This is a genomic window from Corynebacterium sp. HMSC055D05, assembly GCF_001810365.1.
Classification (GTDB): Bacteria; Actinomycetota; Actinomycetes; order Mycobacteriales; family Mycobacteriaceae; genus Corynebacterium; species Corynebacterium coyleae.
In genome coordinates, this window is sequence record NZ_KV801077.1 from 62,526 (window position 1) to 89,375 (window position 26,850).

Here is a 26,850-nt window from a genome sequence, read left to right on the forward strand (position 1 = left end):
TCAGCCTACCTTTACCTATTCGTTTTCAAGCCCAGTCCGGCCAGCAATTCGGACACCGTGTTGGATTGGGCGATGAGTTCTTCGGTGTCGGCCGCGGTGTGCTCCCCAAGCAGATCCAAGGGCACCCGGTAGAGCTGCTCGTCGACAGAAAACAGCATGGACTGCCAGCTAGAGGCGACCAGGTTTTCGCCGAACTTTTGGCCGGCAGTGCCGCGGAAGTACGCTCGCGTGTCGCGTGGCGGTTCTGCGGCGGCGCGTTTGATCGTTTCCGCATCAACCATCGTGTGCATCGCACCCTTGCGGACAAGCGCGTGATACAGCGAATGCGACGGGTCAATGTCCGAGTACTGCAGGTCAATCGCCTGCAGCTTCGCCATCGTCGCGCCGCGCTGCTCGAAACGCTGGATCAGCGACCACTTTGCGGTCCAGTCCAGCCGATCCGCCGTTGAGAGCGGATCGCGCTCCAAGTCGTCGAGAATCTCGCCCCACATTTCGAGCACTTGCTTATCGACGACCCCAAGTCCCTCAAGGCCTGCACACCGCTCACGGATGGTCCGCAGGATGGAGATTGCGGTGCGCGTGGTGTCGTCGACAAGCGAAAGCTCGTGCGTCAGTGCCGGATCGTGGCTGACCGCATGAATCTCCGCAACGGGGTCCTTCAGTCGCAGATCCGAAAAGTCCACGTCCTGCTCAATGGCGTCGAGCACCAACTTCGTCATACCGAGTTTGAGGAAGTTCGAGTACTGACTCATATTCGCATCGCCCACGATGACGTGGAGGCGACGGAAGTCCTCCTCCGGTGCATGTGGCTCGTCGCGGGTATTCACAATGCCGCGGTTAAGCGTCGTCTCGAGCGAGATCTCCTGCTCGAAGTAGTCTGCGCGCTGCGAGATCTGGAAACCAGGCTTCTCCGATGCCTGGCCGATTCCGACGCGTCCCGCGCCGATGATCACCTGGCGAGTGACGAAGAACGGAATCAACGCCTGCGTGAGCCGCTCAAAATTGGTGTGGCGGGAGTACAGGTAGTTTTCGTGGCTGCCGTAGGAGCGACCCTTGCCGTCGACGTTGTTCTTGTAGAACTTCAGCGGCGGGCACGGATCGTGATTGGCGAGGACGGAGACCTGCTCCTCCCACAGGTGGCGGATGTCAGCGGCGGCGTCATTAAGAATGTGATCGCCGACTGCGTCATAAATCATGGTGTCCAAAGCGTTCGAGCATTCCGGGCTTGAGTACTCCGGGTGGCCGTGGTCAACGTAATAACGCGCACCATTAGCGACGACAACGTTCGCCACCCCGATCGCATTCGCATCCACCACCGGCACACTGCGATAGCGCTGCAGATCGAACCCACGGGCGTCCTTCAGCGGGGCTTCTTCCGCATAGTCCCATCGCGTACGCGCTTTTGTGCGCAACGCCGCGTACGCCACCACCGCGTGAGTGGAGGTAACTAGCGGGCTGATCAGCGGATTATCGGGGCAAGTGATGCCGTATTCGGTCTCGGTACCCATGTAGCGCAATTGGTTATTACTCATCACCTCAACAGACTACAGGCCGGGGGCAAATTGTGAGTATTCTCACTATTGTCGCAGAATAGTAACCCATGCTATATTTTTTACACCAGTAATTTTCTGATGGAGGTGCTTCACCTCCGAACTTTTTAGGAGCTACTACGGCCAGGTGGTCAGCAACACAGGGAACTCGTTGCGTGGAGATAACTCCGGGGCCTGCCAATAAATAGGAAGGAAACTTCTTGATCTGCACGAATTCCTTGAGCAAGACTTTCAGGTCGCGGACTGGCACTACGGAAGCAATCAAAGACGTATCTGTGACGTTCCCGCCTGGCCTCTCGGTCCTGATAGGCGGCAACGGCAGTGGAAAGTCTACGTTGATACGTCTCCTGTGCACCATAGAAAAGCCGACACGAGGTGGATTTTCGGTCGATGGAACGGAGATCGCAGGAAGAGCGTTAGTTAACTATCGGCGTCGTATTGGCTATGTACCCCAAAATGTACATTTCGCCTCGACTATGACATGCCGTGACGCCCTTGCATACGCAGGCTGGGTTGCAGGGCTTGATAGACGCGCCTATTTGCGACGAATCCCGGAAGTATTGGAGATGATCGAGCTCCCAGAGATTGAGAATTCCCGAGTCAGCAACCTGTCTGGAGGACAAACTCGGCGCGTTGGAATTGCAGCTTCCCTGATCCATTCGCCCGATATTCTATTTTTGGATGAACCTACCGCAGGTCTTGACCCGCAGGCGAGGATTGAGGTGCGACATCTCCTAAATCGTCTCAAAGATAGCGCAACAATCATTCTCTCCACGCATCTGCAGGATGATCTCGAGCATGTGGCTGACAACGTGGTTGCGCTCCACAACGGTCGCATCGCGTACGAGGGAGAATGGAATCGGTTAAAAGCTGTTTCGGCAGACAATTTTTCCTCGGTGTCAACCGATCCCCTAGAACGCGCCCTCGCTTACGTGGCATCGAAACATTAATTCAGGACTTCAGCTTATGATCACTAGAAAATTTGGCTCACCAGTGCTCATGGTGCTCGGTGTCCTTCAGGTGGTATTCGGTGTTGGGGTTTCCTTTTGGGTGACCTCTAAACAAATGCAATTTGCGTATCCGCGAACTGCGGATATCGCTGAGGCATTTCGAGATGCAACTGCTTTATCCTGCTTTGGACTAGCAGTCATCGTCTCCTACAACGTGGCAGCGTTAGCTTCTCCTCGCGTGGGAACTGCCAACTCACTTGGCCGATACCCGCTAAAACTGCAGGTTCTATTCTTGACCCTCGCCCCAGCATTAATTACAGCCGCGTCAATATCACTTGGGGCTATTCCTGCTTTTACCGATGCTATCGCTAAAAGTGCAGATGGATCCGTCTGGATTCTGCTGGTAGTCGCTGTCAGCACTGTTTTTCTCTCCACGGTTGCTGCGCTGTCCGCTTTCGTTGCGCTTGCCTTTCGCAAGTTTCATCCCGCTGTCTCGCCATTGATTGCAGTTATTGTCACCTACTTTGTTGTCGCGTTCGGTGCTAACAGTGCCAAAACTTGGGCAGTCGCTCCAATTGTTTTGCAGGCGGTTGATCCGACTGATCTCACTGAGCCTCGAAACCTGGTAGTTGCCTTGGGTGTAAGCGTTTGCCTCGCACTGGTAGCTGGTGGACTTCTTTTGTTGGCTGCTGGTGCTTCGAAAAACATTAGTCTTAGCGGAGTAATTGCTATTACGGCGATTGTCGGTGTTGCAGGTCTGTTGCAGGCAGCTGCAGGTCCCGTCGCGATCGTCGATCGAGACTCTTGCGCATTCTCGTCGGGCGGGTCAGAGATATGTGTGGATTCGGCCGATGAGCCCGGGCTTGAGCAAATGACTCGTGATATCTCCGCCCTCGAAGAATATTTACCGGACGGCGTAAGACCGAGGAAACTCGCCAGCAATTCGGCTTACCGGATCAAGTCCGGGGACCACGGTTACCAAAACTTTACGACCGCCGGCGAGGATCGGCGCCTAGACATCAGTGGGCTTCTTCTCGATGAGCTAGGAATCGGGTCATGTACAGATCCGACGTCCGAAGGAGCCTTTGTGATCGACCGAGTTGGGGTCTATATCACTAAGCGCACTGGTGTTTATTCCAAGAGCGTTGAGAAAAATGGTGCTTTCTACCAAAGCATTTCCGAGAGCGGTGAGACGGATCCAGCAACGGAGGACGTGCTATCTTCCCTTGACCACAGCGTGGTTGACAAAAACATAGCGAAGAACTGGAGAGCAATTGTGTCTTGTCAAGCTACATGGGAAATGTTGACGGAGGAGTCCTAGGTCAACCATTGACCATCGTTTAGTTACTCAGAGGTAGCCCGATGCCGATCCGTAGTATTCTCTTGTCCACCCCGTGGCACATCATTTGCCTTTTGGGGGCATTTTGCGGAGTAATGATTCGTTTAGTTCGTGGGATAACGTTTGAGGTCGGAGGTAGTCCCTCTGAGACCTTTGGCATTGAAGCTGCTGAGCTAGTTTCGCTTCTTTTCGCTTTGACCACGGTTGTGCTTGTAACACCTTCGATGCCTCACATTGATCTGCGGAGACGACGGGCTCAGTGGTTATCAGTATTTAGACAAACCTTTGGTGCGATGGTCGTCGTGATTGTCGCCTATTTCGCCTCGATCCAGAGCAATGTTGCTTATCATCTTGAGCCGGGGACCGATCCCGCCGTCAGCCCGGAGAGCGAACTGATTATCAACAACAGTGTGTTGATATTCGCTGTAGGTGGAATAATGATCACACAATGGGGAAAATCACTGGGGGTGGCTGCCACAATTGTGCTGTGGGCTACATGTAATGCACCGTTGGTATTCTTCACCAACTTCACCCCATGGCCTTTTGCGGTACTTCTAGATGCTGGACCGTGGTTCTCTCCGGAGCACCTATGCACTACAGGGCTAGTACTGATTGCGAGCTTTCTGGTGCAGTTCCGCACTGCCGGTGCTAGTGCTTTCGCAATTCGAAGAGACACATAGATTCGACCGCCCAATTCGAGTGGTTATGAGGAAATAGTCTTCGCCCCCAAGTATCACGCATGACCTGGGGGCGATGTGTTTGACAGGTTCGAGTCGCAGAGAACTTAGGGTCGTACAACTATGGCCATTCTCAACCGGTTGGTCGATGCACGAATAAATGCGTTACCAGCCGCGCTCGGCAAGGCGGTGCGGTGCCGGCAGGTCGGCGACGTTGATGCCGACCATCGCTTCGCCCAGGCCACGGGACACCTCGGTGACTACCGCGATGTCGTTCCAGTTCTGCGTCGCCTTGACCACAGCCTTTGCGCGGGCCTCAGGGTTGCCGGACTTGAAGATGCCGGAGCCGACGAACACGCCGTCCGCGCCGAGCTCCATCATGAAGGCCGCATCAGCCGGAGTGGACACGCCACCGGCGACAAGCAACGGCACTGGCAGCTTGCCATTCTCGGCAACCCACGTTACAAGGTCGTACGGAGCCTGCAGCTCCTTGGCGGCCACGTAGAGCTCGTCGCGGTTGTTCTCCCAGATCGCCTGCAGGCCAGCGATCTCGCTGGTGATCTTGCGGATGTGCTTGGTGGCCTCCGAGACGTCACCCGTGCCAGCCTCGCCCTTGGACCGGATCATGGAAGCACCTTCGTTGATGCGACGCAGTGCTTCGCCGAGGTTGGTCGCGCCACAGACGAACGGCGTCTTGAAACCGCGCTTGTCAATGTGGTTGACGTAGTCCGCCGGGCTGAGCACCTCGGACTCGTCGATATAGTCCACGCCCAGGTGCTCGAGGATCTTCGCCTCCACCGTGTGGCCGATGCGGGCCTTGGCCATGACCGGGATATCGACGGTGTTGATGATGCCTTCGATCAGATCCGGATCCGACATGCGAGCCACACCACCCTGGGCGCGAATATCCGCAGGCACGCGCTCGAGGGCCATCACAGCGACCGCGCCGGCGTCTTCGGCGATCTTTGCCTGCTCTGGGGTGACGACGTCCATAATCACGCCGCCGAGGAACTTCTGGTTCAACTGTTCTACATCAGACATACCGCTCAGTCTGCACGGCTAACTGGTAGATTCCAAGAGCCAGTTATATTTAGATTCTTTGGACCAGTTGATGCTTCTCGACGTCTCACGCGACCACCCCACACCCATTCCCGCACAAATTGCGGCAGGGATCCGCGACGCTGTTGCTACAGGCGCGCTTGCGCCTAACGACGCAATCCCGTCTACCCGTGCCCTAGCCGAGCAACTCGGGGTATCGCGCGGCAGCGTCGTCACTGCATATGACCAGCTCGAGGGCGAGGGCTACCTGCTGACCAGTCAGGGAGCGCCGACCCGGATCCACCCGGACCTCACCGTCGCTGCACGGTTGTCTGAACGCGTCACCAGCACGCCACCCCGTATGATGCCGAAGGCCCAGATCTCCCTGAAGCCCTCTCCTGGCAATGCGGGTACCATCCGCCCCACTACTTGGCGCAAAGCGTGGCGCGAAGCTGCCGCGGAACCCACCAACTCCATGGATAAGTCCGGGGAGCCGGAGCTACGCCATGCGGTGGCTGAACACCTCCGCCTTGCACGCAGCATGCGCGTTTTACCGGATCAGATCGTGGTCACCGGCGGCTCACGCGAGGGGCTGATGTGCATCCTCTACGCGTTAGGTCCCGCACTTCGCGTCGGTGTGGAGGACCCCGGACATCCAGGACTAAGGCGAGTGATCCCGCTCAGCGGCCACGAGGTCGTGGAATGCGCAACCGATCACGAGGGCATTGTGGTCAGCGAACTCCCCGACACTCTGGACGCTCTGCTGGTAACCCCCTCCCACCTCTACCCGTTCGGTGGCGCCATGCCCGCCACCCGCCGTGTGGAGCTCCTGGAATGGGCGGCTCGCACCGAAACCGTGATAATCGAAGACGACTTCAACACCGAATTGCGCTACCGCATCTCCCCGCAGCCTGCGCTGTCCTCGCTGGCCACACGCGCGGACGTGCTCACCCTTGGCACGTTTTCCACGCTGCTTTCGCGGGAACTCGCGGCCGGCTACGTCGTCGCCTCGCCAGCAACTGCAGAAGTGCTGCGCGAGGTTCGCAGCGTCCTCGGCATGCCAGTTTCTTCGGTCACACAGCGTGCCATCGCGTACTTGCTTAACGACGGCGTCGCTCGCCGCTCATCTCGCGCTGTGCACCGTGGTCTCGCGAAGCGGCGCGAAGTACTCAACGAGCGGCTGGTTCCGTTGGTCAACGGTGCAGAACTTGCACCCGGCGACGGCGCAGACCTTGCAGTGCATTTTGACACGCGAAAGGAACGGGATGCGTTTGAACAACGCCTGCTTGAGGCAGGCGTCGAGTCTGGCCATGAATCTGCATTGTGGACAAATGGTGGCGACGGGCTGTTGCTGAGCTTTGCTCACTTGAGCGCGTCTGACTTCGACCATGCCGTTGAGATCGTCGTCCAAACTGTCGGACGCATATGATGAAAGTCATGACTTACTCAGAGTCTCGCAAGGGGGCCGACTTTGTCTCGAGCACGGAATACGAGTCAATGAACGAGACCTCTTTTCTACTTCAATCACCCGCGAATGCCCGCGTACTCAAAGAGCGAATCGACCGATTAGAAAAAGGGTTATCGGTGCAGAATGCACTCATCGAGGAAAATGAATAACTACTACCCGATAACTTCTGCAGCGACGACACGCTTGCCGTGGCGGCCGGTAATACGCGCCCACTCGTCTGGGTTCGCGGTGTTCGGCATGTCTTCACTCTCGTCTTGCTCGTCGCGTACTGCTTCGCGCAGGTGATCAGCGGTGACACCCGCGGTAGATACACCTGAGAGGTGGTCCTTGATCGCAAGCTTCTTCGCGCGATCCACCACGTTGGCAATCAAAGCGCCAGAGACGAAGTCGGAGTAGTGCAGTACCTCGGCGGTGCCGTCGACAAGTTCGAGTCGCACGAAGGGGCGCGGGGCGAACAGAGCGGCAGCGGCTGCGTCGATAAGTTCTTTGCGAGGAGCCGCGAGTGGGATCTCGTCAGTGAGGTAGCGCGCGAGGATGTCCTTCGACTCCTCCTTGTTCGGCCGCGACACCCGGACCTTGATGTCGAGGCGACCCGGGCGCAGGATTGCCGGGTCGATGAGTTCCTCGCGGTTCGTCGCGCCGATGACGATAACGTTCGCGATGTCCTCTACGCCATCGATCTCAGTCAGCAACTGCGGCACCACGGTGGTTTCCATGTCGGAAGAAACACCGGAACCGCGGGTGCGGAAGATCGATTCCATCTCGTCGAAGAAGACGATGACCGGGTTGCCCTCAGAAGCGAGCTCGCGAGCGCGCTCGAAGATGAGGCGAATGCGACGCTCGGTCTCGCCGACGAACTTGTTCAGCAGCTCGGGGCCCTTGACGTTGATGAAGTGCGCCTGTCCCCCGTCGCCAATACGCTGCGACAACGAGTTCGCCACAGCCTTTGCAATCAGCGTCTTGCCGCAACCCGGAGGGCCGTAGAGCAGCAGGCCCTTCGGCGGGGTGAGGTCGTACGCGGCGTAAAGCTCGGGGTGGGAAAACGGCAGCTCGACGGAGTCCTGGATCGTCTCAATCTGGGAGGACAGCCCGCCGATATCTTCGTAGGTCACATCCGGGACCTCTTCGAGCGAGAGTTGGTTGACCTCGGTTTTCTGGATGCGCTCAAACGCGTAACCAGCGGATGAGTTCACCAGCACCGTATCGCCTGCACGCGTGGTTTTGAGTAGCGGTTCGGCGAGCATGACCAGCGACTCCGCGCCCTGCTGATCGGCGACCACGGCGCGATCTGTGCCGATGCGTTCCACCATTGTGGCAATCTGGCCAGTTGGGGTAAACCCGCAGGCTTCCACTACAACGGTCCCCTCGCCGAGGCGCACAAGCGTGCCCGGTACAAGGGCTTGTGGCTCGACCAGCGGCGAGATTTTCAGACGCATCCGCCGACCGGACGTGTGTACCTCCGCTTCCCCATCGCGAGTACCCGGGGCGAGGTAGATGCCGTAGGTGGACGCGGGCTCGCCGAGCTCCTCGACCTTGACGTAGAGGTCATTGAGCTTGTCGCGGCTGGACTTCAGCAACTCCGCAAGCCGCTTGTTGCGCGCCCCCAAATCTTGATTCTCGCGCTTGAGGTTGCGCAATTCCGGCCCGAAAGCATCGTCTTCAATGTGTCCAACCATGGATCCGAGCCTACCTATCGTCGATAGGACGCAAGTGCTTATCGACGAGCCTTACGCTGCGGGCGCGGCGGCGTCACACCATCAGCGAGCCTGCGGGTCCAGACAAGAAACGCCGTGTGTGCGTTCATGCGGTGTTCAGGGCGCGTGGCCAGGCCGTCGACCTTCCACTCGCGCAGCAGGGTCTCCCAGGCGCGCGGCTCAGTGAAGCACTTCGCCTCGCGGATAGCCTCCATAATGTTCATCAGCTGTGGCACGGTGGCCACGTACGTCATGAACACACCACCTGGGATGAGCACGTTCTTCACGGTGTCGATGAAGTGCCACGGCTCGACCATGTCCAAGATGACGCGGTCCACCTGGCCGTCGAGGTCTTCCGGGGTGACCTCGCCGAAGTCGCCGAGGCGAGGCGTCCACCATTCTGGTTCGCCGCCGAAGTATTCAGCGACGTTGTCTTTGGCGAACGCCAGGTGGTCGTCGCGAATCTCGTAGGAGTACACGTGCCCCTCGGGTCCGACCGCGCGCAGCAGCGACATGGTCAACGCGCCGGAGCCGGCACCCGCCTCCAGCACGCGTGCGCCCATGAAGATGTCACCCTCAACGAGGATCTGGGCCGCATCCTTCGGGTAGATCACCGCGGCGCCGCGCGGCATGGACAGGACGTGATCCACCAGCAGGTGGCGGAAGCAGAGGTAGTCCGAGCCCAGCGTGGACTTGACCACCGTGCCCTCGTCGGCACCGATGATGTCATCGTGACTGACGATGCCCTTGTGGGAGTGGAACTGGCCACCCTCCTTGAGCTCGATGGTGAAGTGGCGGCGCTTCGCGTCAGTGAGCTGCACCTTGTCGCCTGGCTGGAACGGTCCCGAATACATGCCGGTAAGTATGCCCTACTGTGCGCCGGTGTAAAAAGCCGACAGTGCGCGCACGAAGTAATCCATGTCGTCCACTCCGCACAGCTCGCGTGCGGAGTGCATGGACAACAGTGGCACACCCACATCGACCGTCGGAAGGCCTAGACGTGTCGAGGAAATCGGGCCAATCGTTGACCCGCACGGCACCGCGTTATTGCCCACGAAGGTCTGGTGCGGAACCCCGGCTGCGCGGCACGCCAGGATCCACTCGGCCTCCGTGGCGGCATTGGATGCGTAGCGCTGGTTGGCGTTGATCTTCAGCACCGGACCCTTGTTGATCAGCGGATGGTGCGTCGGATCGTGCTTGCCCGGGTAGTTCGGGTGCACCGCGTGCGCCGCGTCGGCGGAAACCTGGATGGAGTTCGCGAGAATTTCAGACGGTTCGCCGAATGCCGCCGCCACCTTGGTCAGGACGCGCTCCAGCATCGGGCCACCGGCTCCGGCGGTGGATGCAGAGCCCACCTCCTCGTGGTTAAACGCCGCAAGCACCAGAATGTCCTGGGCATTTTCCTTGGCTGCGAGCATTGCCTCGAGCGACGCCCACACACTGGTCAGGTTATCCAGGCGGCCAGCGGCCAGAAGATCACCGATGACCTCGCCCCGCTGTGCGTCCGCGGTGATAAGTTCGTGCGCCACGATGTCGTCTGCAGCAAGGCCCGCCGACTCCGCTGCTAGCTCGAGCAGCGGACGGTCCACACCCAGGATCGGCTGGGTGTGCACCTGGCGGTCGATCTCTGGCATGTCACCCCGGTAGAGGTGGATAGCCAAGTTGGGAACGCGCGCAACCGCACCCGTGTTCACCAGGTGCTCCTTGCGGTCGGTGGTCACTACTCGCCCCGCAAAGGTGAGGTCACGATCAAACCAGCTCGCCAGAATCGGCCCGCCGTAGATCTCGACGGCAACCTGGCGGAACCCTTCACGCACCACATCCGGGTCCGGCTTGGCCATCAAGCCAGGCGAGTCCGTGTGCGAACCGACAACACGGAACTGCGGGTTGGGGTTCTCCGGGACCCACCAGGCAATGACGGCGCCATCGCTGATGATGAGGTGGCCGCCGGGGCCGGTGGCGTCGTCGTCAAGCAATGCCCGGCGAGTAAACCCTGCTGCCTCGAGGCTTGTGGCGACGTTTTCCGCCGCGTGATAGGCGGATGGACTCTGGCTGATGAAATCGATGAACGGCTGTGTCATACCCCCACTCTAAGATGTTGGGCACCATGACTCCCAGCAAAACACCACGACCACTCGCCCTGTCCCCCTCCCGCGCGTCCGATTACAAGCGATGCCCGCTGCAATACAGGTTCCGCGCGATCGACCGCCTGCCGGAACCATCCACGGAAGCGCAGGTGAAAGGCACCCTGGTTCACGCTGTCCTGGAGGAGATGTTCACGTGGCCCAGGGAGGAGCGCACCTACCCCGCCGCCGTGAAGCGGCTCAAGCCGACGTGGGAGCAAATGCGCATCGACGACCCCACCTGCGCCGAACCCGTCGAAGACGACTACCAGCTGCTCGTGGATGCCCGCACGCTCCTGCGTGGCTACTTCACCATGGAAAACCCGCTCGGCTTCGACGCGCACGCACAAGAAATGCCGGTCGATTTCACACTGCCCAACGGGGTTCCTGTGCGCGGCTTCATCGACCGAGTGGACATTGCGCAGACCGGCGAGGTACGTGTTGTCGACTATAAGACCGGCAAGAAGCCACTACCCCGCTACTCCCAGGACGCACAGTTTCAGATGCGGTTTTATGCGCTGGTCTATTGGCGCCTGTTCGGCGTCGTTCCGACCCAGCTGAAACTGATGTACCTCAAGGTGATGGACTCGATGATCCTCACCCCCTCGCGCGAGGAGCTGGAGTACTTCGAGCGCGACCTGGCGGAGTTGTGGTGGAAGATCGAAGCCGACGGCAAATCCGGCTCGTTCCGTCCGCAGCAGTCGAAGCTTTGCGGGTGGTGCGCCTTCCAGTCGCTGTGTCCAGCGTTTGGTGGCACACCACCCGAGTATCCCGGTTGGCCCGGCTCCCGCGCTGAAGAAGAGCCGGCCCCGGAAACGGACTAGAACAGTCCGCTGACCACGCCGTTCTCGTCGACGTCGATGTTGTTGGCTGCCGGCTTCTTCGGCAGGCCCGGCATAGTCATCACATCGCCAGTCAGTGCGAGGACGAAACCTGCGCCGGTGCGCGGGATGAGGTTACGCACGTGCAGGGTGTGGCCCTCAGGTGCGCCAAGTTCCGTCGGGTCGTCGGAGAAGGAGTACTGCGTCTTGGACACGCAGACCGGCAGAGTGTCAAAGCCGTTGTCCTTCAACGTCTTTAGGTCCTTCAGAGCTGCAGCGGAGTACTGCACCTCGCCTGCGCGGTAGATCTCCTTGGCGATGGTTTCGATGGACTTCTCCACGCCCTCAGCCGGGTCGTACAGCGGGTGCGATTCGCCCTCGGTGAGGTTCGCCAGCAGGGTTTCAGCGAGCTCGGTAGCGCCGGCGCCGCCTTCGGCCCACACGTTGGCGTCGGCAAGCGCGATGCCCTTGGACTCTGCCCAGTTACGCAAGAAGTCGAGCTCGGCTTCGGTGTCGGTGACAAAACGGTTGAGCGCAACCACCGGGGTGACACCGAACTTGCGCACGTTTTCCACGTGGCGCTCCAGGTTCACGATGCCCTCTGCAAGCGCATCGACGTTTTCGGCCTTGAGGTCGTCCTTAGCAATGCCGGCGTGGTGCTTGATCGAGCGGATCGTAGCGACGATCACCGCACCTGCGACATCCAAATCGCCGTAGCGAGCCTTGATATCGAAGAATTTCTCCGCACCCAGGTCAGAACCGAAGCCGGCCTCCGTGAGCACAATATCGGCGTAGTCGAGTGCCGTGCGGGTTGCGATGAGCGTGTTGCAGCCGTGTGCGATGTTGGCAAACGGACCACCGTGGATAAAGGCGGGGGTGCCGCCGAGCGTCTGCACCAGGTTCGGGTTCACGGCGTCCTTGAGCAGAGCGGCCATCGCGCCCTGTGCCCCGATCTCACCGGCAGTGACCGGCTTGCCGTCGTACGTCAGACCGATGGTGATCGCCGCGAGGCGACGCTTCAGATCCTCCAGGTCCGTGGCCAGGCCAAGGATCGCCATAATCTCGGACGCAGCCGTGATGGTGAAGCCGGTCTCTGCCGGAACACCCGAGGTCGGGCCTCCGAGGCCGGTAATGACGTTGCGCAGCACGCGGTCATTCACGTCCACGCAGCGCTGCCAGGTCACGCGACGCGGGTCGATGTTGAGCTCGTTGCCCTGATGGATGTGGTTGTCGATCAGCGCAGCCAGGGTGTTGTTGGCGCTGGTGATGGCGTGGAAGTCACCGGTGAAGTGCAGGTTGATCTGCTCCATCGGAACGACCTGGGAGTAGCCGCCACCTGCTGCACCGCCCTTGATGCCCATGACCGGGCCGAGCGAAGGCTCGCGAAGCGCCACCATCGCCTTGTGTCCAAGCTTCGCCAGTGCATCGGTCAGACCGATCAGCATGGTGGACTTGCCCTCGCCAGCCGGGGTTGGGGACACACCGGTTACCAGAACGAGCTTGCCCGGCTTGCCCTTCGGGGTCTTGTTGATGTCCACCTTGGCCATGTACTTGCCGTACGGGATGAGCGCGTCCTCATCCACGCCGGCGCGAGCGGCAATGTCGGTGATGGGTTCGAGTTCGTGTGCTTGAGCGATTTCGACGTCAGTCAACGGTTGTGCAGTCATGCATCTCACACTACCGCTGCACCGATGAGGTATCCCAGGATTACGCTGACTAAAATGCAGACCACTCCGGGGATGAGGAATGGGTGGTCAAACACGTACTTGCCAATGCGTGTCGAGCCCGTGTCGTCCATCTCTACTGCCGCGAGCAGCGTTGGGTATGTGGGCAGGACGAATAGTGCGGAGACCGCCGGGAATGCTGCAAGTGCGGTGAGTGGGCTGACCCCTATCGCCAATGCGGCGGGGATGAGCGCTTTCGCCGTAGCGGCTTGTGAATACAACAGTGACGCGGCGACGAAGAGCACAACCGCGAGCAGCCAGGGTTTTGACGTCAGCACGTTACCGGCGATGTTTTGGATGTCGTCGATGTAGTAGTTGATATACGTCGTACCCAGCCACGCCACGCCGAGCACGCAGACACATGCGGACATGCCGGATCGAAAGACTTGGGTGTTCAGAATCTCTGCGGCAGCAGTGCGGGTGCTCATAATGATGACGACCGCGGCACTGAGCATGATGGCCATGATTGCCTCGTTGCGTGGCACTGTTGGCTCTGCAATCAGGCCAATCTGATCCGAAATCAGCGTTGCGTAGACCATCACTATGACGATCGCTGCCAGAAAGATAGCGACCGAGCGCTTCGCTCCTGGTGCGGGAACGTAATTGTCATGAGCTTGGTGCGTTGCGACGAGCCCAGCGGCCTTGCGTTTGAGGTACACGGGGTCGTCGTCAAGCTCACTGCCCATATGATTGGCAACCCACGCCGTCGGGAAAATCGCCAGGAACGTCGCAGGGAGCATCACCGCAAGAATTTGGAGATACCCCACCCCAAGCGGTTCGAGCGCTGACGCCATGAACACAACTGCTGCTGAGATTGGTGAAGCGACGATCGCCATCTGCGAAGCGATCACGGCCGCTGACAACGGGCGTGAAGGACGAACGTTTCCTTCCTTAGCTACCTCTGTGATGACCGGCATCGTGGAAAATGCCGTATGTCCAGTTCCCGCGAAGACTGTCATCAACCACGTCACCATCGGGGCGTAAACCGTAATGCGCTTCGGGTTTCTGCGTAAGAGTCGCTCCGCAAGATCCACGAGGTATTGCATGCCGCCCGCGAGCTGCATTGCAGAAATTGCTGCGATAACGCACATGATGATGCCGATGACATCGAACGGAATTGCATCTGCGGTGACCGGCATGCCTGTCGCACCGAGCAGCAACACCCCCAATCCCCCGGCGAAACCGATCGCGATCGAGCCAATGCGTGCACCCAACACGATTGCCCCGAAAAGAATGAGGGTGTGCAAGGCAACCAACATGGTGTGCGCTCCTTCATTACGGGCTAGTAAGAACTTCCGCCATTATCCCGTATTGATCACACCAAAAGGAAACGGGGCAGGTGTGAGATTGGCTACCACCCTGCCCCGGTTCACCGCTGACGCGGAAGGAAATGCGGTTTTAAAACCTAATTAGCGTCGTCCTCATCAACGTAGAGCTTGCCGCGGAATTCCGGGTGCATGAGGTTTTCCTTGCTCAGCAACCGCTTCAAATCCTCTTCCTCAATAAGGCCCTTCTCCAGCACTAGGTCATAGACACTCTTACCGGTGGAAGCAGCCTCACGGCCAATGATGTCACCGTTGTGGTGACCAATCACCGGGTTGAGATAGGTGACGATGCCGATCGAGTTAGTCACGTAAGCCTCGCACACGTCCTTGTTCGCAGTGATGCCCACAACGCACTTCTCGCGCAGCGTACGTGCCGCATTGGCCAGCAGACGGATCGACTCAAACAAGGACTGAGCAATGACCGGCTCCATGACGTTGAGCTGGAGCTGACCTGCCTCAGCAGCCATGGAGACCGTCACGTCGTTGCCGAAGACCTTGAAGCACACCTGGTTGACAACCTCCGGGATAACCGGGTTGACCTTGGCCGGCATGATCGAGGAACCAGCCTGGCGCTCCGGAAGGTTGATCTCGTTCAGACCAGCGCGAGGACCGGACGACAGCAGGCGCAGGTCGTTACACATCTTGGAGAGCTTCATTGCCGCACGCTTGATAGCGCCGTGCATCATGACGTAGTCGCCGGTATCCGAAGTGGCTTCGATCAGATCCGGAGAGGCCTGGATGTCCAGGCCGGTGACCTCGCGAAGTGCCGTGACAACCTGATCTTTGTAGCCGTTCGGAGTGTTAATTCCCGTACCGATTGCGGTTGCGCCAAGGTTGACTTCCAGCAACGAGGTTGCAGCGTTGCTGATGGTGCGCTGCTCTTCATTGAGGTTTGCGCCAAACGCAGTGAATTCCTGACCCAGCGTCATCGGAACCGCGTCCTGCAACTGAGTACGACCCATTTTGATGATGTCGGAAAACTCGTCGCCTTTCGCGCGCAGTGCCTTCTGCAGCTCGTCGAGCTCCTCAAGCAAGCCCTGCACCGCGTAGTACACACCGAGACGCAGACCAGTCGGGTACGCATCGTTGGTGGACTGGGACATATTCACATCATCGTTCGGATTGATGATGTCGTAGGAGCCCTTCTCAGCACCAACGTATTCCAGTGCGAGGTTAGCCACCACCTCGTTCGTGTTCATGTTTGCCGAGGTACCCGCGCCACCCTGGAATAGGTCGATCGGGAACTGATCCATGCAGCGTCCCTCATCCAGAATCTGGTCGCAGGCCCACGCAATTGCTTCGGCTTTCTCGCGCGGCAACACATGCAGGCGACGGTTCGCAATAGCGGTAGCTTTCTTGACTTGGGCCATGCCACGGATGAACTCCGGCAAATCGTTCAGGGTGCTGGCCGACAACTTGAAGTTGTCTACTGCTCGCTGCGTATGCACTCCGTAGTACACATCAGCGGGGACTTCAGCCTTGCCAAGCAGGTCTTCTTCAATACGAGTGCTCATGGCACACCACTATACGTAGCAAAGCGAAGCCTCTCGACGATTGTGCGCGTGACACCTACGCGCTGCAGGCTGCAGCAAACCAGCGGTAAACGTCGTCGGCACTGGCCCCCACAAACAGGTGGGGATCAAACCGATACACACCGGCAGGTACATGATCCGCGAGCCCCAACACTGCACATCCCGCTGCAGCCGCAGCTGACATGCCACTGAACGAGTCCTCGACCACGAGACAGTCTTGCGGAGCGGCGCCGACGCGCCGGGCTGCTTCGAGGTACATGTCGGGGGCAGGTTTCGGGTGGATCACTTCGTCGCCAGTAATGGTGCCGGTGAAGAACGCACGCCCAATCGCATCAATGCACGGATCTGCCAGGACGCGTTCAGTATTCGTCGTCACGAACATAGGCCTGTGGTCTTCCTTCAGCGACTGCAGCACTTCAAGAATCCCTGGGTTGCATTCGATACCTGCAGAAAACAGTTCAGCCATTCGACCGAACATCCAATCTTTATATCGCTGTTCGTCGCCGTCAGTCAGTGTGTGCCCCGCCCACTGCGCCACAATGCGAAGCGTGTTCGGGAAACTCCCGCCAATGGTGCGCTCGCGAACCTCTGGGGTCAGTGGCCGACCAAGCAACTCCCCTAACTCGTAGGTCGCCTGTCCCCAGAGCGGCTCTGTGTCTATCAGCGTGCCGTCCATATCCCAGAAGACGGCCGCCGGACGCTGCCTACTCAAATTCCGGCAGCGCTTCTAGCGCCTCATCGGTCGCGCCCGCCGCGGTGCACACCCGAATCACGAGCGTCTCAATATCTGCCTTTTCTTCTGGCTCAAGCACCGCGTCCGCATGACGGACATTGAATGCCTCCAAGCGCTCGTAGAACGGTCCAACTAGCCCCACCAGTTGCTGGTCCTCTGGCTGGGAACCGAGTGCGTCGACCTCGTCGAGGTACTGCTCAAGCATTTTCCGCAACTCGGGCAACACGGACGGGTCGAATGGCTCGTCCCACAACTCCTTGTCTTCCTCAGAAAGGTAGGAGCCTGAGGCGAACATCGTCAGGTCATCGATAAACTCGTCGACTTCAGGCTGGAACTGGGCACGAATCGTGTGTGCTGCTGCGCTCATGACCACCATTGTGCTGGATGAGGCCTAGAGATGCACACCGAGTAGCCCCTCAAGTGCTGTCGCAATCACACCGTCGTAGTCGCCTCGTGCTCCATCGACCACACGAAGAGCTGTGGGCGTGTCAAGGTCGTCTGCCAGCGCAGCGCGCAACTTATCGACGACACCGAGCGCCTCGTCTTCAGACACCTCGTTCGCCAGGGCCTCACGCCACCGGTCGAGTCGCTCCTCAGCGGTGTGAAGAATCGCGTCGGAGAAATCACGGTCTTCCCGGTAGTGCTGGGAAAACACCGCCAGCCGGATCGCGGAAGCCTCGTGGCCTTGCTCGGTGAGCTTGTGAACAAAGACGAGGTTACCTAGTGACTTCGACATCTTCACACCATCAAGTGCGATCATGCCCGCGTGCACATAGTGGCCGGCCATCCGGTCCACGTGCAGCGCGGCCTCTGCGTGCGCGGCCGAGAACTCGTGGTGTGGAAACGCAAGGTCCGAACCACCACCTTGGATCGCGAAACTTGCTCCTAAGCGGTTCGTCGCAATCGCGGAGCACTCCACGTGCCATCCCGGACGACCTGGGCCGAACGGCGAGTCCCAGGCTGGCTCGCCCTCACGGTGACCACGCCAGATCAGCGCATCAAGCTTGTCGCGCTTGCCTTCACGCTCCGGGTCGCCACCGCGTTCAGCGAAGTACTCCTCCATCGTTGCTCGGTCGAGGTTCGACTCGTAGCCAAACTGCTCGGTTGCATCGATCGAGGCATACACATCGCCCTGGTCGAGTGTGTAGGCCACGCCTTCGTCGAGAAGCTTCTGCACCATCTCGATGACCTCATCGACAGACTCCATCGCGCCGATGTAATCGCGCGGCGGGATGACGGAGAGAATCTCCATGTCGCTGCGGAACAGATCGATCTGGTTTGAGCCGAGTTCGCGCCAATCCACACCGTCACGCTCGGCTCGCTCGAACAGAGGGTCATCAACATCGGTGATGTTCTGTACATAGTGCACCTTGTGACCGTTAGCGATCAGCTGACGCTGCACAAGGTCGAATGTGAGATAGGTGGCAGCGTGTCCCAGGTGGGTCGAGTCGTATGGAGTGATACCGCAGACATACAACCCCACTTCGCCCTTCGCATCCGGCGTGGTATCCACAGGTTTCACCTGCTGATCAGCGGTGTCGTAGAGCTTCAGCGGCACCGAAGTGCCGGCAACGTGAGGAACAATTGGGTTCGGCCAAGCTTGCATGCGCCCAACCCTACACAGGCTGCATGACACCAGTGCCAAGCAGAATCATCACAATGACACCGAGTGGGATGCGGTAGGCAGCGAACCAGGCAAACGAGTGGTTAGAAACGAACTTCAGCAACCACGCAATGGAGATGTAACCGACGATAAAGCCAATTCCGGAGCCGACAAGCAGCTGCATTCCGGAGGCAGCCTGTCCCGCTTGCGGGTCAAACGCATCGGGCAAGGAGAACAGACCAGACGCGAGTACCGCGGGGATAGCCAGAAGGAAGCTAAACCGGGTAGCAACCTCGCGGTCGAGGTTGAGGAACAAACCACCCGAGATCGTTCCGCCGGAGCGCGACACACCAGGAATCAGCGCTAGGCACTGCCACAGGCCCATGAGAACGGCGTCCTTCATAGTCAGCTCCTCAAACCCACGAGACTTCTTGCCGCGGCGTTCCGCAAGAATGAACACCAGAGAGAACAAAATGAGCACGGTCGCGGTGATCCACAAGTTGCGGAAGTTTTCGCGAATCAGGTCCTTCAGCAACACACCTGCCAACCCGACTGGGATCGTGCCGGCGATGACCATCCAGCCCATGCGGTAATCAAACCCTCGCTTGGCCTTGTCGAACAGTCCAGCGAACCACGCGGTGAGAATCCGCCAAATGTCCTTGGCAAAGTACACAAGTACGGCAAGCTCGGTACCGAGCTGGATCACAGCGGTAAAACTTGCGCCAGCGTCCTCCCCCCAAAACAACTCTGAGACGATACGGAGGTGACCCGACGAGGACACCGGGAGAAACTCCGTCAAGCCCTGCACGATGGAGAGGACGATCACCTGTAGCCACGACATCATGGCTGCACACCCTACTCCGCACCGCGCTTGATCACTGAACGCAGCAGGCTGATTGCTAGGCTTACGTGCGTGATTGTTCGACGTACTGCTTCCCGTTTTACTGCCGCACTCTGCCTTAGCGCGGTGTTACCGCTCGCGCTGGCAGCATGCAGCGCCACCCCGAACGCAAAAATCGAGGAGGCGGGTGGCGACGCCGCAGCCAACATGGGCAGCGCCGAACCTGCCCAGTCCCCTGCGAGCGAGAACCCGGCTGGGCGTGTAGTGCAGTTTGAGGCTGTGCGCGACCTCGACACGACAAACGGTGTTGTCGGGGTGCGCACAGAAAACGCTCTACTGATTGGGTCGATCGACGACATTGCCAACGGCAAGGCTGAAGAGCATCCACTCGACGCGTCGTGCGGGGATGTATCTGCCAGCGATGGGTCGTTCGCAGTGGCGTGTGATGGGGCTGTCAACGTCTTCGGCCAAGTCGCGCAAACTATTAGCACCGACCTTCCGGTGACTTCGGCGACTGTTGTTTCCAGCGGTGAAGTGCTCGCTGCAAGCGATACGGAGCGCAAAGTGTGGGTGTTTAAGGACGGGGAACTGTCGGACACGATCGATGTTGCCCGCGAGACCGACCAGCTGCAGGCGGTTGCCCTCGACGGCCAAGATGACGCGGTAGTTCGCATCAGCAGCTTCGACACCACCATCCAGGACATCGACTGGCAGGGCTCCCGCCAGGGTGGCACGCTGCGTGTTGGCCTCGGCGTGGGCAAGGTTGCCGCAGGCGAGCACGGGCTTGTGCTCGCCGCCGACTCCACCGGCAACCAGATCCACGTCTACACCACCGACGACATCATTCGTCTCCAGCAGAGCGCACCTGTGCCGGAAGGCCCGTGGGACGTCGCGTGGGATTCGTCGCAACGCCTTGCATGGGTAAGTTCCTTGGCTGAAAACACCGCAACCGGATACGACATCTCCCAGGGTGTGCCGATCGAAAAGAAGAGTTTCGCCACTGTCGCGAACGCTCAGAGCATCATTTCGCTTGATGACGGCACCGTCGTCCTCGCATCCGCCACCGGCGATGGCATCCAAATCGTCGCACCCGACGAGCAGATTAACTAGGAGACCAACATGAGTCTTTACGACCGCGCCCTGCAACTGATGTTCCGCATCCCGCCGGAGCGCATCCACGGCATCATCAGCGGTGGCCTGCGTGTGCTGGATGCCGCGAGTCCCATCAACCGCGCACTCGAGAAGGTTGTACGCGTCCACGACCCCGTGCTGCGCCAGACAGTGTTCGGCGTTGACTTCCCTGCCCCGCTCGGACTTGCGGCTGGGTTTGATAAAAACGCTGAAGCTATCGACGCCTGGGGCGCCGTTGGCTTCGGCTACGCAGAGATGGGCACGGTGACCCCGAAGCCGCAGCCGGGTAATCCCGCCCCACGCCTGTTCCGCCTTCCCGCGGACAAGGCAATTTTGAACCGTATGGGGTTCAACAACAAGGGTGCACTCGTTGTCGCAGATAACCTGCGCAGCAGGAAGTCCGACGACATCGTCGGGATTAACATCGGCAAGAACAAGACCGCCGAAGACGCTGTCGCCGACTACCGCGCAACCGCTACCGCCCTTGGCCCGCTGGCCGACTATCTCGTGGTCAACGTGTCCTCCCCGAACACGCCGGGTCTTCGCGACCTGCAGGCGGTGGAGGAGCTTCGCCCCATCCTTTCCGTGGTGAAAGAGTCGACCACCACCCCGGTGCTGGTCAAGATCGCGCCAGATCTTTCGGACGAGGACATCGACGCTGTTGCAGACCTCGCTGTCGAACTTGGACTCGACGGCATCGTGGCGACCAACACCACGATCTCCCGCGACGGGCTGCACACCAATGCAGACGATGTTGCAGCCATGGGTGCGGGTGGCATCTCTGGTGCACCCGTTGCGGCACGCTCACTCGAGGTGCTCAAGCGCCTCTACGACCGCATCGGCGGCCAATTGGCGATCATCAGTGTTGGCGGTATCTCCACACCCCAACAGGCGTGGGAACGCATCACTTCAGGTGCCAATCTGTTGCAGGGCTACACGCCATTCATCTACGGCGGCCCGGGTTGGATCCGGGATATCCACCGGGGCATTGCTGCACAGATTAAGGCCCACGGTCTGAATTCGATTGAGCAGGCCGTGGGCAGTGGGCTTGAGTGGAAAGCGCTCTAGGCCTTCGGTTGCACGCTGCGCCGTAGAATTACGGCGCAGAAGCCCGCGGCGATAGCCCAAGCGACAAGCCACACCGGCGTCGTCGTGAATAATGCGGTGTTCGGCAAAATTACCCCAAGGCCGATCAAGACGATCGCGATGAAAAGCGCGACAACCTGCGTGCGCGAGCCTTGCTGCTCTTTGTTCGTGGTCGCAAACGCACCGACGAGAGCGACAGCCACAAGCACCGTGAGCACCTGAGGGGTGATCACAAACCCCTCATCACCACGGGTAAATCCGACGACTGCATAGAGGACGAGTGCGGCGGCAAGACCTAAAAAGGCGCCGCCGACGCGAAGCTGCACAGGTACCATTCGCCGAATACTACTGGTTCTCGTACCAACCCCAGATGATTGCCCGGCCCAACGAGTGGAAGTTCAGGTTGAACCCGAGCTGCGTTGGGTTCGCGATCTGATCTGCCGGAAATTCCGTGTCCACCGCGTGGACTACGAACAGGTAGCGGTGCGGCCCGTGGCCTGCCGGCGGGTTTGCACCGTAGAACCCTTTAACTCCGGAATCACCGGTGAGCACAACCGCGCCGACGCCCAGGTCCTCCTTGGCGCCTGCGCCAGCAGGCAGCTCGGTAATATCTGCCGGGATGTTGAACGCGGACCAGTGCCAAAAACCTGACGCGGTTGGTGCGTCCGGGTCGAAGCACGTCACTGCGTAGGTCTTCGTCCCCTCAGGCGCACCTTCCCACGCAAGCTGCGGGCTGGTGGCGTTATCGCCGGCAAGTGTGTCGTTGAGACGCTCGCCGTCAACAATGTCATCCGAGGTCACCGTGAACGAAGGCACGTCCGCCAGGGGCTCATATGGGTCGGGGCCGGGGAAACGGTCTGAAACATAGGAAGCAGTCATAGACCCATTCCTACCCGAAAATCAGTGACCCTCGCCACTCCACGCCTCAAAGAGTTGTGCGTATCTCCCGCCGGCAGCAAGAAGCTCGGCATGGGTGCCGTCTTCGATAATGCGTCCTGCTTCCATCACCAGGATGCGATCAGCGGTTGCAGCTTGATCGAGGCGATGCGCGACAACCAACGCCGTCGTGCCTTCAGTAATCCTTGCAGCAGCATCTTCGAGCATGTTTGTGGCATCACTGCCCGCCTCCGCCGTCGCTTCGTCCAGGATGAGGATCTTCGGACCTGCCAACGCCACACGCGCGAGCGCGACCTGTTGCTCCACCTCGGGTGGGAGGTCATCTGCGCCTGCTCCCACAGCGGTGTCGAGCCCATTGGGGAAGAGTCGGGCAAACTGCGTGCTGTTCGGATCCAACCCGACACTGGCGAGCGCCTTGAGCAAAACAGTGTCGTCACTTCCCGGAGCAGCCATAGACAGGTCTTCGCGCAGCGTGCCAGCGAAGATATGCACGTCCTGGGTGAGCAGGGTGACGTTCTTCGCAGTCCAGACGTCGCTGACTTGGGAGGTATCTACCCCACCAACTCGGATGCTCCCCGAAGTCGGCTCCACCAAGCCTGCGATAAGCGCTGCCAGCGTGGATTTGCCCGCGCCAGAAGTGCCGACGAGCGCCGTCGTCGTGCCCGCTGCGAGCGTCACCGAGAGGTCCTCAAGAACGTTAGCTCCGCCGGGGTAGGCAAAGGACACGTGGTTGATCTCAACGTCTTCAGGCACATCGAGGTCATCAGGTACCACGGTGGCCGCTCGGCCGTCCGCCAGTTTGGCCAAACTCACCGCGCGCCCAACAGACGTGGCGGCGCTTTGGAGCTCTCCGATGAAAAACAGCGCATTAAACACGACGACCTCAGCACGGATCACCATGAACACAGCAGCGCTGGCCTCCCCAGGTGTCACAGCGCCTGTAGACACCAACCAGGCACCCACACCAAGAGTGAGCAGCACCCATGCTGCGAAGGCGAACTGTCCGATGCCCATGAGACGAATGAACCAGGGCACACGATCCATCGTCGCCTCCACCGCACCCCAGGAGGTGCGACGCATGCGCCCAAGCGCCCAACGTTCTAGTCCGAACGCGCGAAGCGTCGGCAGGCCACGCACCGTATCAAGCAGCACTGCGTTTCTACGAGCCTCCGCCACACTCACTGCGTTCGACGCAGCAGGGATTGCACGCACAACGGCTCGCGCGAACGGGTACGTGCAGATACCGACTATGACGAGGATGAGGGCAAAGCGGACGTCGATAAGCAAAAGCCCGAGAAAGGTAATCGGAAACACGAAGGCTGTGGTGAGGACCCTGGATCCGATCGCGGTGATCGTTTGCACCACATCATCGATGTCCTTCGTCATGCGCGTAATCACGTTGCCGGTTCCCAACTCCATCACCCGCGGCACAGGCGCGCGCAAGATAGCGTCGAGGCAACGACGGCGCAGATCGATGGACGCACGGGCGACCTTCTGGCCCACCACATAGTTGCCCAGACCACGGAGGGACAGCTCGATCAGCATGCAAAACATTGCCAATGCGATGGCCCAAATAAAAGCACTGCTGCCAGAGCCGAGCCCGGGTATCGAGCCACCGATCAACGGGTCAACGCTGCGCCCAAACAGGTTCGACTGTGTCGTGTTCACAGCAACGATCACAGCCTGGATACTCAACAGCATTACCCACCACCGACGATCCAGTGCGTTCGGCAGTTCCGCAAGGTACGCGAAGGTCTCCTTCACCCCAGCGGGGGCAACGGCATCGACACGCTCGTATTCACGCTTCATTTACTGCACCTCCAATGCGTTACCTGCAGAGCGCCACGCGGCATTTCCAGTGATCACTATGGTTGTTTTGTCCGCGCGTAGCGTCTTAACCGCCGCAACGACGTCAGCTTGGGTGACAGAGTCCAGCCCTGTTGTTGGGTCGTCCAAAATGAGCACGTCCGGATCCGCTGCGAGTGCGCGTGCAAGTGCCACACGTTGCCGCTGCCCGCCCGACAAATTCAGCCCCGCCTCCCCCAGCGGCGCATCAGGCAATTCACCGTTCTCTCGGACACCTCCGAGGCGACGCAGAATGTCCTGGCAATGCGCCGCAGCGAGCGCCTGCTTGACGACGACTGCCGGCAAATCACCGCGCGGATTCACGTTATCCGCGATCGTGCCCTCAAACACGTTGACGGTGTGCGGTGGGAACAGCACCCCTTCACGCTCCGCCCATGCCTCAACGACCGCAAACGATCGCTCATTCGGAGCGAGGATCCACAGCCCTGGAGCGGGGATCGCGTTGGCGGTTGGCTGCGGCTCAGACGCCTGTTCGGCTGCATGGTGTAACTCCACGATGCGCTTGCCACTGGCAACCGCCCTTCCCCACCCACTAGCTAGGTCACCAAAGGCAAATCCCGCCATATTCAGCGCAGGTGGCACCAGCAGCGCAACCGATGTCATCTGCCCAGGCGTGATCTCTCCGCGAAGCGTCAACCAGGCGGCAAGACCCACGATAGCCAGGTTGCACAGCCAAGCCACCACAAGCCGAACAAAGCCCAGCCCGACTTCAACCTTCAGGTGCTTCAAGATCAAGGTCCTGGCGTTCGCCGTCTCAACTTCAAAACGTTGTGCAACAGATGCACCCGCGCCAAGGCCCTTCACAGCACGAATGCCTTGAGAGACATCCGTGGCCAAGCCCGCGACATCCGCTTCCGCAGCGCGACGCTTCAACGAGATCCGTGTCACTGGTCCTGCAGTCCACGCCGCAAAAAGCCCAATGACCATCGCACTAACCGGAATGGCAAGTGCCACCCACGGGGACACAGACCACATCGCCACCACTGCACCCGCGGCATAACCGATCGCCATAAGCGGAAACGACAGCAGTTCGCGGTACCGTCCGACCGTGCTTGCGTCTGCATCGATCGTGTTGAGCACCGTACCCGGGCTCATCGCGCCTGCACCATCGCGCAGCACTCCGGAGGATAAGTGTAACCGGGCGTTGTGGGTAACCCGGCCAACCGACGCTGCCGCAAGGCCGTCGCCGGTTGCCTCACCGATGAACTGCAAAACAAAAATGCCCACCAGTACCGCAAACAGCCACCACGCGTTAAACGGTTCTTCGCCAAGGAGACCGTCCACGATCATGCCGACCACCACCGGCACGAACGCTGCGATACCGGAGCCAAAGAGGTAGCTCAGAATATGCAGCGCGAGCACACCCGGATACGCGGAAACCATGTCCCGAACGACCCGGTTACCTTCCTCCCATCGCGCCGGGTGGAGCCGGGCGGGGTCATGAGCAGGCGGAACTTGTGGGACGAACCAGCGGTACGTCAGCATTCTGCGCGGTGGAGCTATCACCCCGCAAAATTTAGCAGAATCTGCGCGTTATGCTGGCGATTTGGTACCTGCAAGAACCGACCCTATAGTAGTGCAGGTGCCCAGCCGAGAGGCTGAACAAACACCCTAGCCCGGGTGGCGGAATGGCAGACGCGCTAGCTTGAGGTGCTAGTGTCCTATTAACGGACGTGGGGGTTCAAGTCCCCCTCCGGGCACAGATAAGTCCCGCTCAGCAGTCAATAGAACTGCGGAGCGGGACATTTATATTTACAGACATGCTCGAGGAGTGCGTATGCCCAAGATATCGGGTTCCGCCCGCAACAAGCTCGTACTCGCAGCGCTTATCGTCGTGTTCATAGCGGGCTGGGTGTTTCTCGACGTCCCACCACTCTCCACACTTCGCACCTGGGCTGACACACTCGGCCCCTGGTTCCCAGTAGCGTTCTGGCTGCTCTATATCTTGATTACCCAATTCCCTATCCCGCGCACCGTGATGACCGTCTCTGCCGGCATTCTTTTCGGTTCGGTACAAGGGATCTTGATCGCGATTACCGCGACGACAGTCAGCGCAGTTATCTCACTGTTGATCGTGCGCACTCTGCTGCGGGATTGGGTAGAACCGCGGCTGACACATCCTGCTGTTGAGCAGATCAACCGGCGCCTCGAAGAACGCGGCTGGCTCGCGATTTTCAGCCTGCGCCTCATTGCAGCCGTTCCATTTTCCGTCCTCAACTACGCAGCAGCGCTCACGCGCGTTCCGGTGTTGCCGTTTGCCATCGCAACGTTTGCGGGTTCACTTCCAGGAACCGTGTTGGTCACTATCTTTGGCGACACCCTCACGGGTGAGGCAAACCCTGTGGTCATCGCAGTGATGGCTGTATTGGCAGTGATTGGCCTTAGCGGGTTGATTCTCGACGCACGACTTCCGGCGCGTAAGTAAAGGCTCACGGGTAGACCCGCGTAGTAT

At 59.6% G+C, this 26,850-nt stretch carries 25 protein-coding genes and 1 tRNA gene; 10 read left to right on the forward strand and 16 right to left on the reverse strand.

Annotated features, from left to right (window positions below):
* Window positions 1-11 precede the first annotated feature (11 nt).
* Window positions 12-1,532, reverse strand: a complete 1,521-nt coding sequence (dop, locus tag HMPREF2734_RS07790) for a depupylase/deamidase Dop (RefSeq protein WP_070570306.1) — start codon at window positions 1,530-1,532, stop codon at window positions 12-14.
* A gap of 293 nt (window positions 1,533-1,825) precedes the next feature.
* On the opposite strand from dop, the gene HMPREF2734_RS11590 reads away from it, so the two are divergent.
* The 3 genes from HMPREF2734_RS11590 to HMPREF2734_RS07805 all read left to right on the forward strand — a co-directional run bounded on the left by HMPREF2734_RS11590 (window position 1,826) and on the right by HMPREF2734_RS07805 (window position 4,519).
* Entirely contained in the window at window positions 1,826-2,500 is a 675-nt protein-coding gene (locus HMPREF2734_RS11590; RefSeq protein WP_168163610.1) for an ABC transporter ATP-binding protein, read from the forward strand.
* 16 nt (window positions 2,501-2,516) lie between these two features.
* A complete protein-coding gene (locus HMPREF2734_RS07800; protein WP_070570307.1) occupies window positions 2,517-3,821 on the forward strand; it encodes a hypothetical protein in 1,305 nt (434 codons plus the stop codon).
* Between the two features lie 113 nt (window positions 3,822-3,934).
* Entirely contained in the window at window positions 3,935-4,519 is a 585-nt protein-coding gene (locus tag HMPREF2734_RS07805) for a hypothetical protein (protein WP_141750456.1), read from the forward strand.
* A 162-nt stretch (window positions 4,520-4,681) separates the two neighbouring features.
* Here the strand turns inward: HMPREF2734_RS07805 and pdxS are convergent, their stop codons facing one another.
* The gene (gene pdxS / locus HMPREF2734_RS07810; protein WP_070570312.1) at window positions 4,682-5,557 is read right to left on the reverse strand and encodes a pyridoxal 5'-phosphate synthase lyase subunit PdxS; all 876 of its coding nucleotides are present in this window, start codon (window positions 5,555-5,557) and stop codon (window positions 4,682-4,684) included.
* Window positions 5,558-5,615: 58 nt separating this feature from the next.
* On the opposite strand from pdxS, the gene HMPREF2734_RS07815 reads away from it, so the two are divergent.
* Both HMPREF2734_RS07815 and HMPREF2734_RS07820 read left to right on the forward strand, forming a co-directional pair.
* Complete coding sequence (locus HMPREF2734_RS07815) at window positions 5,616-6,983, forward strand: MocR-like pyridoxine biosynthesis transcription factor PdxR (protein WP_246816803.1); 1,368 nt, start codon at window positions 5,616-5,618, stop codon at window positions 6,981-6,983.
* A gap of 8 nt (window positions 6,984-6,991) precedes the next feature.
* A complete protein-coding gene (locus tag HMPREF2734_RS07820) occupies window positions 6,992-7,171 on the forward strand; it encodes a type II toxin-antitoxin system Phd/YefM family antitoxin (protein WP_210384752.1) in 180 nt (59 codons plus the stop codon).
* Window positions 7,172-7,174: 3 nt separating this feature from the next.
* Here the strand turns inward: HMPREF2734_RS07820 and arc are convergent, their stop codons facing one another.
* The 3 genes from arc to HMPREF2734_RS07835 are packed head-to-tail and all read right to left on the reverse strand — an operon-like array spanning window position 7,175 to window position 10,797.
* Window positions 7,175-8,698: a proteasome ATPase gene (gene arc / locus HMPREF2734_RS07825; protein WP_070570316.1), complete on the reverse strand. Its 1,524-nt coding sequence runs from the start codon at window positions 8,696-8,698 to the stop codon at window positions 7,175-7,177.
* 38 nt (window positions 8,699-8,736) lie between these two features.
* Window positions 8,737-9,570 carry a tRNA (adenine-N1)-methyltransferase gene (locus HMPREF2734_RS07830; protein ID WP_070423170.1) on the reverse strand — a complete coding sequence of 278 codons (834 nt, stop codon included), beginning with the start codon at window positions 9,568-9,570 and terminating at the stop codon, window positions 8,737-8,739.
* A gap of 15 nt (window positions 9,571-9,585) precedes the next feature.
* Window positions 9,586-10,797 carry a M18 family aminopeptidase gene (locus HMPREF2734_RS07835; protein ID WP_070570318.1) on the reverse strand — a complete coding sequence of 404 codons (1,212 nt, stop codon included), beginning with the start codon at window positions 10,795-10,797 and terminating at the stop codon, window positions 9,586-9,588.
* A gap of 26 nt (window positions 10,798-10,823) precedes the next feature.
* Here HMPREF2734_RS07835 and HMPREF2734_RS07840 point away from each other — a divergent pair, with 26 nt between their 5' ends.
* Window positions 10,824-11,663: a RecB family exonuclease gene (locus HMPREF2734_RS07840; protein WP_070570454.1), complete on the forward strand. Its 840-nt coding sequence runs from the start codon at window positions 10,824-10,826 to the stop codon at window positions 11,661-11,663.
* Here HMPREF2734_RS07840 and HMPREF2734_RS07845 read toward each other — a convergent pair.
* From HMPREF2734_RS07845 to HMPREF2734_RS07875, 7 genes are all read right to left on the reverse strand, one after another.
* On the reverse strand, window positions 11,660-13,327 hold the full coding sequence (locus HMPREF2734_RS07845; protein ID WP_070570320.1) for a formate--tetrahydrofolate ligase: 1,668 nt from the start codon (window positions 13,325-13,327) through the stop codon (window positions 11,660-11,662). The two genes, HMPREF2734_RS07840 and HMPREF2734_RS07845, sit on opposite strands and share 4 nt — an antisense overlap.
* A gap of 5 nt (window positions 13,328-13,332) precedes the next feature.
* On the reverse strand, window positions 13,333-14,643 hold the full coding sequence (locus HMPREF2734_RS07850) for an anaerobic C4-dicarboxylate transporter (protein ID WP_070570322.1): 1,311 nt from the start codon (window positions 14,641-14,643) through the stop codon (window positions 13,333-13,335).
* Window positions 14,644-14,789: 146 nt separating this feature from the next.
* Window positions 14,790-16,223: an aspartate ammonia-lyase gene (gene aspA / locus HMPREF2734_RS07855; RefSeq protein WP_070451482.1), complete on the reverse strand. Its 1,434-nt coding sequence runs from the start codon at window positions 16,221-16,223 to the stop codon at window positions 14,790-14,792.
* Between the two features lie 55 nt (window positions 16,224-16,278).
* On the reverse strand, window positions 16,279-16,953 hold the full coding sequence (locus HMPREF2734_RS07860; protein WP_256366001.1) for an HAD family hydrolase: 675 nt from the start codon (window positions 16,951-16,953) through the stop codon (window positions 16,279-16,281).
* Window positions 16,946-17,341, reverse strand: coding sequence for a hypothetical protein (locus HMPREF2734_RS07865; RefSeq protein ID WP_070451478.1), 396 nt, complete (start codon window positions 17,339-17,341; stop codon window positions 16,946-16,948). The genes HMPREF2734_RS07860 and HMPREF2734_RS07865 overlap by 8 nt, the downstream gene beginning before the upstream one ends.
* Window positions 17,342-17,365: 24 nt before the next feature.
* Window positions 17,366-18,580 carry a cysteine--1-D-myo-inosityl 2-amino-2-deoxy-alpha-D-glucopyranoside ligase gene (gene mshC / locus HMPREF2734_RS07870; RefSeq protein ID WP_070570324.1) on the reverse strand — a complete coding sequence of 405 codons (1,215 nt, stop codon included), beginning with the start codon at window positions 18,578-18,580 and terminating at the stop codon, window positions 17,366-17,368.
* A gap of 10 nt (window positions 18,581-18,590) precedes the next feature.
* Complete coding sequence (locus HMPREF2734_RS07875) at window positions 18,591-19,418, reverse strand: undecaprenyl-diphosphate phosphatase (protein WP_070423249.1); 828 nt, start codon at window positions 19,416-19,418, stop codon at window positions 18,591-18,593.
* A 72-nt stretch (window positions 19,419-19,490) separates the two neighbouring features.
* Between HMPREF2734_RS07875 and HMPREF2734_RS07880 the strand changes: the two genes are divergently transcribed.
* Entirely contained in the window at window positions 19,491-20,528 is a 1,038-nt protein-coding gene (locus HMPREF2734_RS07880) for a YncE family protein (RefSeq protein ID WP_246816804.1), read from the forward strand.
* 9 nt (window positions 20,529-20,537) lie between these two features.
* Window positions 20,538-21,617 carry a quinone-dependent dihydroorotate dehydrogenase gene (locus HMPREF2734_RS07885; protein ID WP_070570326.1) on the forward strand — a complete coding sequence of 360 codons (1,080 nt, stop codon included), beginning with the start codon at window positions 20,538-20,540 and terminating at the stop codon, window positions 21,615-21,617.
* On the opposite strand, the gene HMPREF2734_RS07890 is transcribed toward HMPREF2734_RS07885, so the two are convergent.
* Genes HMPREF2734_RS07890 through HMPREF2734_RS07905 form a run of 4 tightly spaced genes read right to left on the reverse strand, consistent with a single transcriptional unit; the run spans window position 21,614 to window position 25,781 of the window.
* Window positions 21,614-21,970: a hypothetical protein gene (locus HMPREF2734_RS07890; RefSeq protein WP_070570328.1), complete on the reverse strand. Its 357-nt coding sequence runs from the start codon at window positions 21,968-21,970 to the stop codon at window positions 21,614-21,616. The two genes, HMPREF2734_RS07885 and HMPREF2734_RS07890, sit on opposite strands and share 4 nt — an antisense overlap.
* A gap of 10 nt (window positions 21,971-21,980) precedes the next feature.
* A complete protein-coding gene (locus HMPREF2734_RS07895; RefSeq protein WP_070570330.1) occupies window positions 21,981-22,514 on the reverse strand; it encodes a YbhB/YbcL family Raf kinase inhibitor-like protein in 534 nt (177 codons plus the stop codon).
* 21 nt (window positions 22,515-22,535) lie between these two features.
* Window positions 22,536-24,341 (reverse strand): ABC transporter ATP-binding protein, encoded by a 1,806-nt coding sequence (locus tag HMPREF2734_RS07900; protein WP_070570332.1) that lies wholly within the window; start codon window positions 24,339-24,341, stop codon window positions 22,536-22,538.
* Window positions 24,342-25,781 (reverse strand): ABC transporter transmembrane domain-containing protein, encoded by a 1,440-nt coding sequence (locus tag HMPREF2734_RS07905; RefSeq protein ID WP_371440428.1) that lies wholly within the window; start codon window positions 25,779-25,781, stop codon window positions 24,342-24,344. It abuts the gene before it with no gap.
* A gap of 231 nt (window positions 25,782-26,012) precedes the next feature.
* Here HMPREF2734_RS07905 and HMPREF2734_RS07910 point away from each other — a divergent pair.
* Both HMPREF2734_RS07910 and HMPREF2734_RS07915 read left to right on the forward strand, forming a co-directional pair.
* Window positions 26,013-26,098: transfer RNA gene (locus HMPREF2734_RS07910), tRNA-Leu, on the forward strand.
* A 77-nt stretch (window positions 26,099-26,175) separates the two neighbouring features.
* The gene (locus HMPREF2734_RS07915; protein ID WP_070423157.1) at window positions 26,176-26,823 is read left to right on the forward strand and encodes a TVP38/TMEM64 family protein; all 648 of its coding nucleotides are present in this window, start codon (window positions 26,176-26,178) and stop codon (window positions 26,821-26,823) included.
* Window positions 26,824-26,850: the final 27 nt, after the last annotated feature.

Excerpts from the sequence above, each read along its gene's own strand:
- dop (WP_070570306.1), bottom strand. The coding sequence starts at position 1,532 with ATGAGTAATAACCAATTGCGCTACATGGGTACCGAGACCGAATACGGC.
- HMPREF2734_RS07890 (WP_070570328.1), bottom strand. The coding sequence starts at position 21,970 with ATGGTACCTGTGCAGCTTCGCGTCGGCGGCGCCTTTTTAGGTCTTGCC.
- arc (WP_070570316.1), bottom strand. The coding sequence starts at position 8,698 with ATGGTTGGACACATTGAAGACGATGCTTTCGGGCCGGAATTGCGCAAC.
- HMPREF2734_RS07845 (WP_070570320.1), bottom strand. The coding sequence starts at position 13,327 with ATGACTGCACAACCGTTGACTGACGTCGAAATCGCTCAAGCACACGAA.
- HMPREF2734_RS07835 (WP_070570318.1), bottom strand. The coding sequence starts at position 10,797 with ATGACACAGCCGTTCATCGATTTCATCAGCCAGAGTCCATCCGCCTAT.
- HMPREF2734_RS07850 (WP_070570322.1), bottom strand. The coding sequence starts at position 14,643 with ATGTTGGTTGCCTTGCACACCCTCATTCTTTTCGGGGCAATCGTGTTG.
- HMPREF2734_RS07800 (WP_070570307.1), top strand. The coding sequence starts at position 2,517 with ATGATCACTAGAAAATTTGGCTCACCAGTGCTCATGGTGCTCGGTGTC.
- aspA (WP_070451482.1), bottom strand. The coding sequence starts at position 16,223 with ATGAGCACTCGTATTGAAGAAGACCTGCTTGGCAAGGCTGAAGTCCCC.
- HMPREF2734_RS07875 (WP_070423249.1), bottom strand. The coding sequence starts at position 19,418 with ATGTCGTGGCTACAGGTGATCGTCCTCTCCATCGTGCAGGGCTTGACG.
- HMPREF2734_RS07885 (WP_070570326.1), top strand. The coding sequence starts at position 20,538 with ATGAGTCTTTACGACCGCGCCCTGCAACTGATGTTCCGCATCCCGCCG.
- HMPREF2734_RS07905 (WP_371440428.1), bottom strand. The coding sequence starts at position 25,781 with ATGGTTTCCGCGTATCCGGGTGTGCTCGCGCTGCATATTCTGAGCTAC.
- HMPREF2734_RS07895 (WP_070570330.1), bottom strand. The coding sequence starts at position 22,514 with ATGACTGCTTCCTATGTTTCAGACCGTTTCCCCGGCCCCGACCCATAT.
- HMPREF2734_RS07805 (WP_141750456.1), top strand. The coding sequence starts at position 3,935 with ATGATTCGTTTAGTTCGTGGGATAACGTTTGAGGTCGGAGGTAGTCCC.
- HMPREF2734_RS07865 (WP_070451478.1), bottom strand. The coding sequence starts at position 17,341 with ATGAGCGCAGCAGCACACACGATTCGTGCCCAGTTCCAGCCTGAAGTC.
- pdxS (WP_070570312.1), bottom strand. The coding sequence starts at position 5,557 with ATGTCTGATGTAGAACAGTTGAACCAGAAGTTCCTCGGCGGCGTGATT.
- HMPREF2734_RS07915 (WP_070423157.1), top strand. The coding sequence starts at position 26,176 with ATGCCCAAGATATCGGGTTCCGCCCGCAACAAGCTCGTACTCGCAGCG.
- mshC (WP_070570324.1), bottom strand. The coding sequence starts at position 18,580 with ATGCAAGCTTGGCCGAACCCAATTGTTCCTCACGTTGCCGGCACTTCG.
- HMPREF2734_RS07820 (WP_210384752.1), top strand. The coding sequence starts at position 6,992 with ATGACTTACTCAGAGTCTCGCAAGGGGGCCGACTTTGTCTCGAGCACG.
- HMPREF2734_RS07840 (WP_070570454.1), top strand. The coding sequence starts at position 10,824 with ATGACTCCCAGCAAAACACCACGACCACTCGCCCTGTCCCCCTCCCGC.
- HMPREF2734_RS07830 (WP_070423170.1), bottom strand. The coding sequence starts at position 9,570 with ATGTATTCGGGACCGTTCCAGCCAGGCGACAAGGTGCAGCTCACTGAC.
- HMPREF2734_RS07900 (WP_070570332.1), bottom strand. The coding sequence starts at position 24,341 with ATGAAGCGTGAATACGAGCGTGTCGATGCCGTTGCCCCCGCTGGGGTG.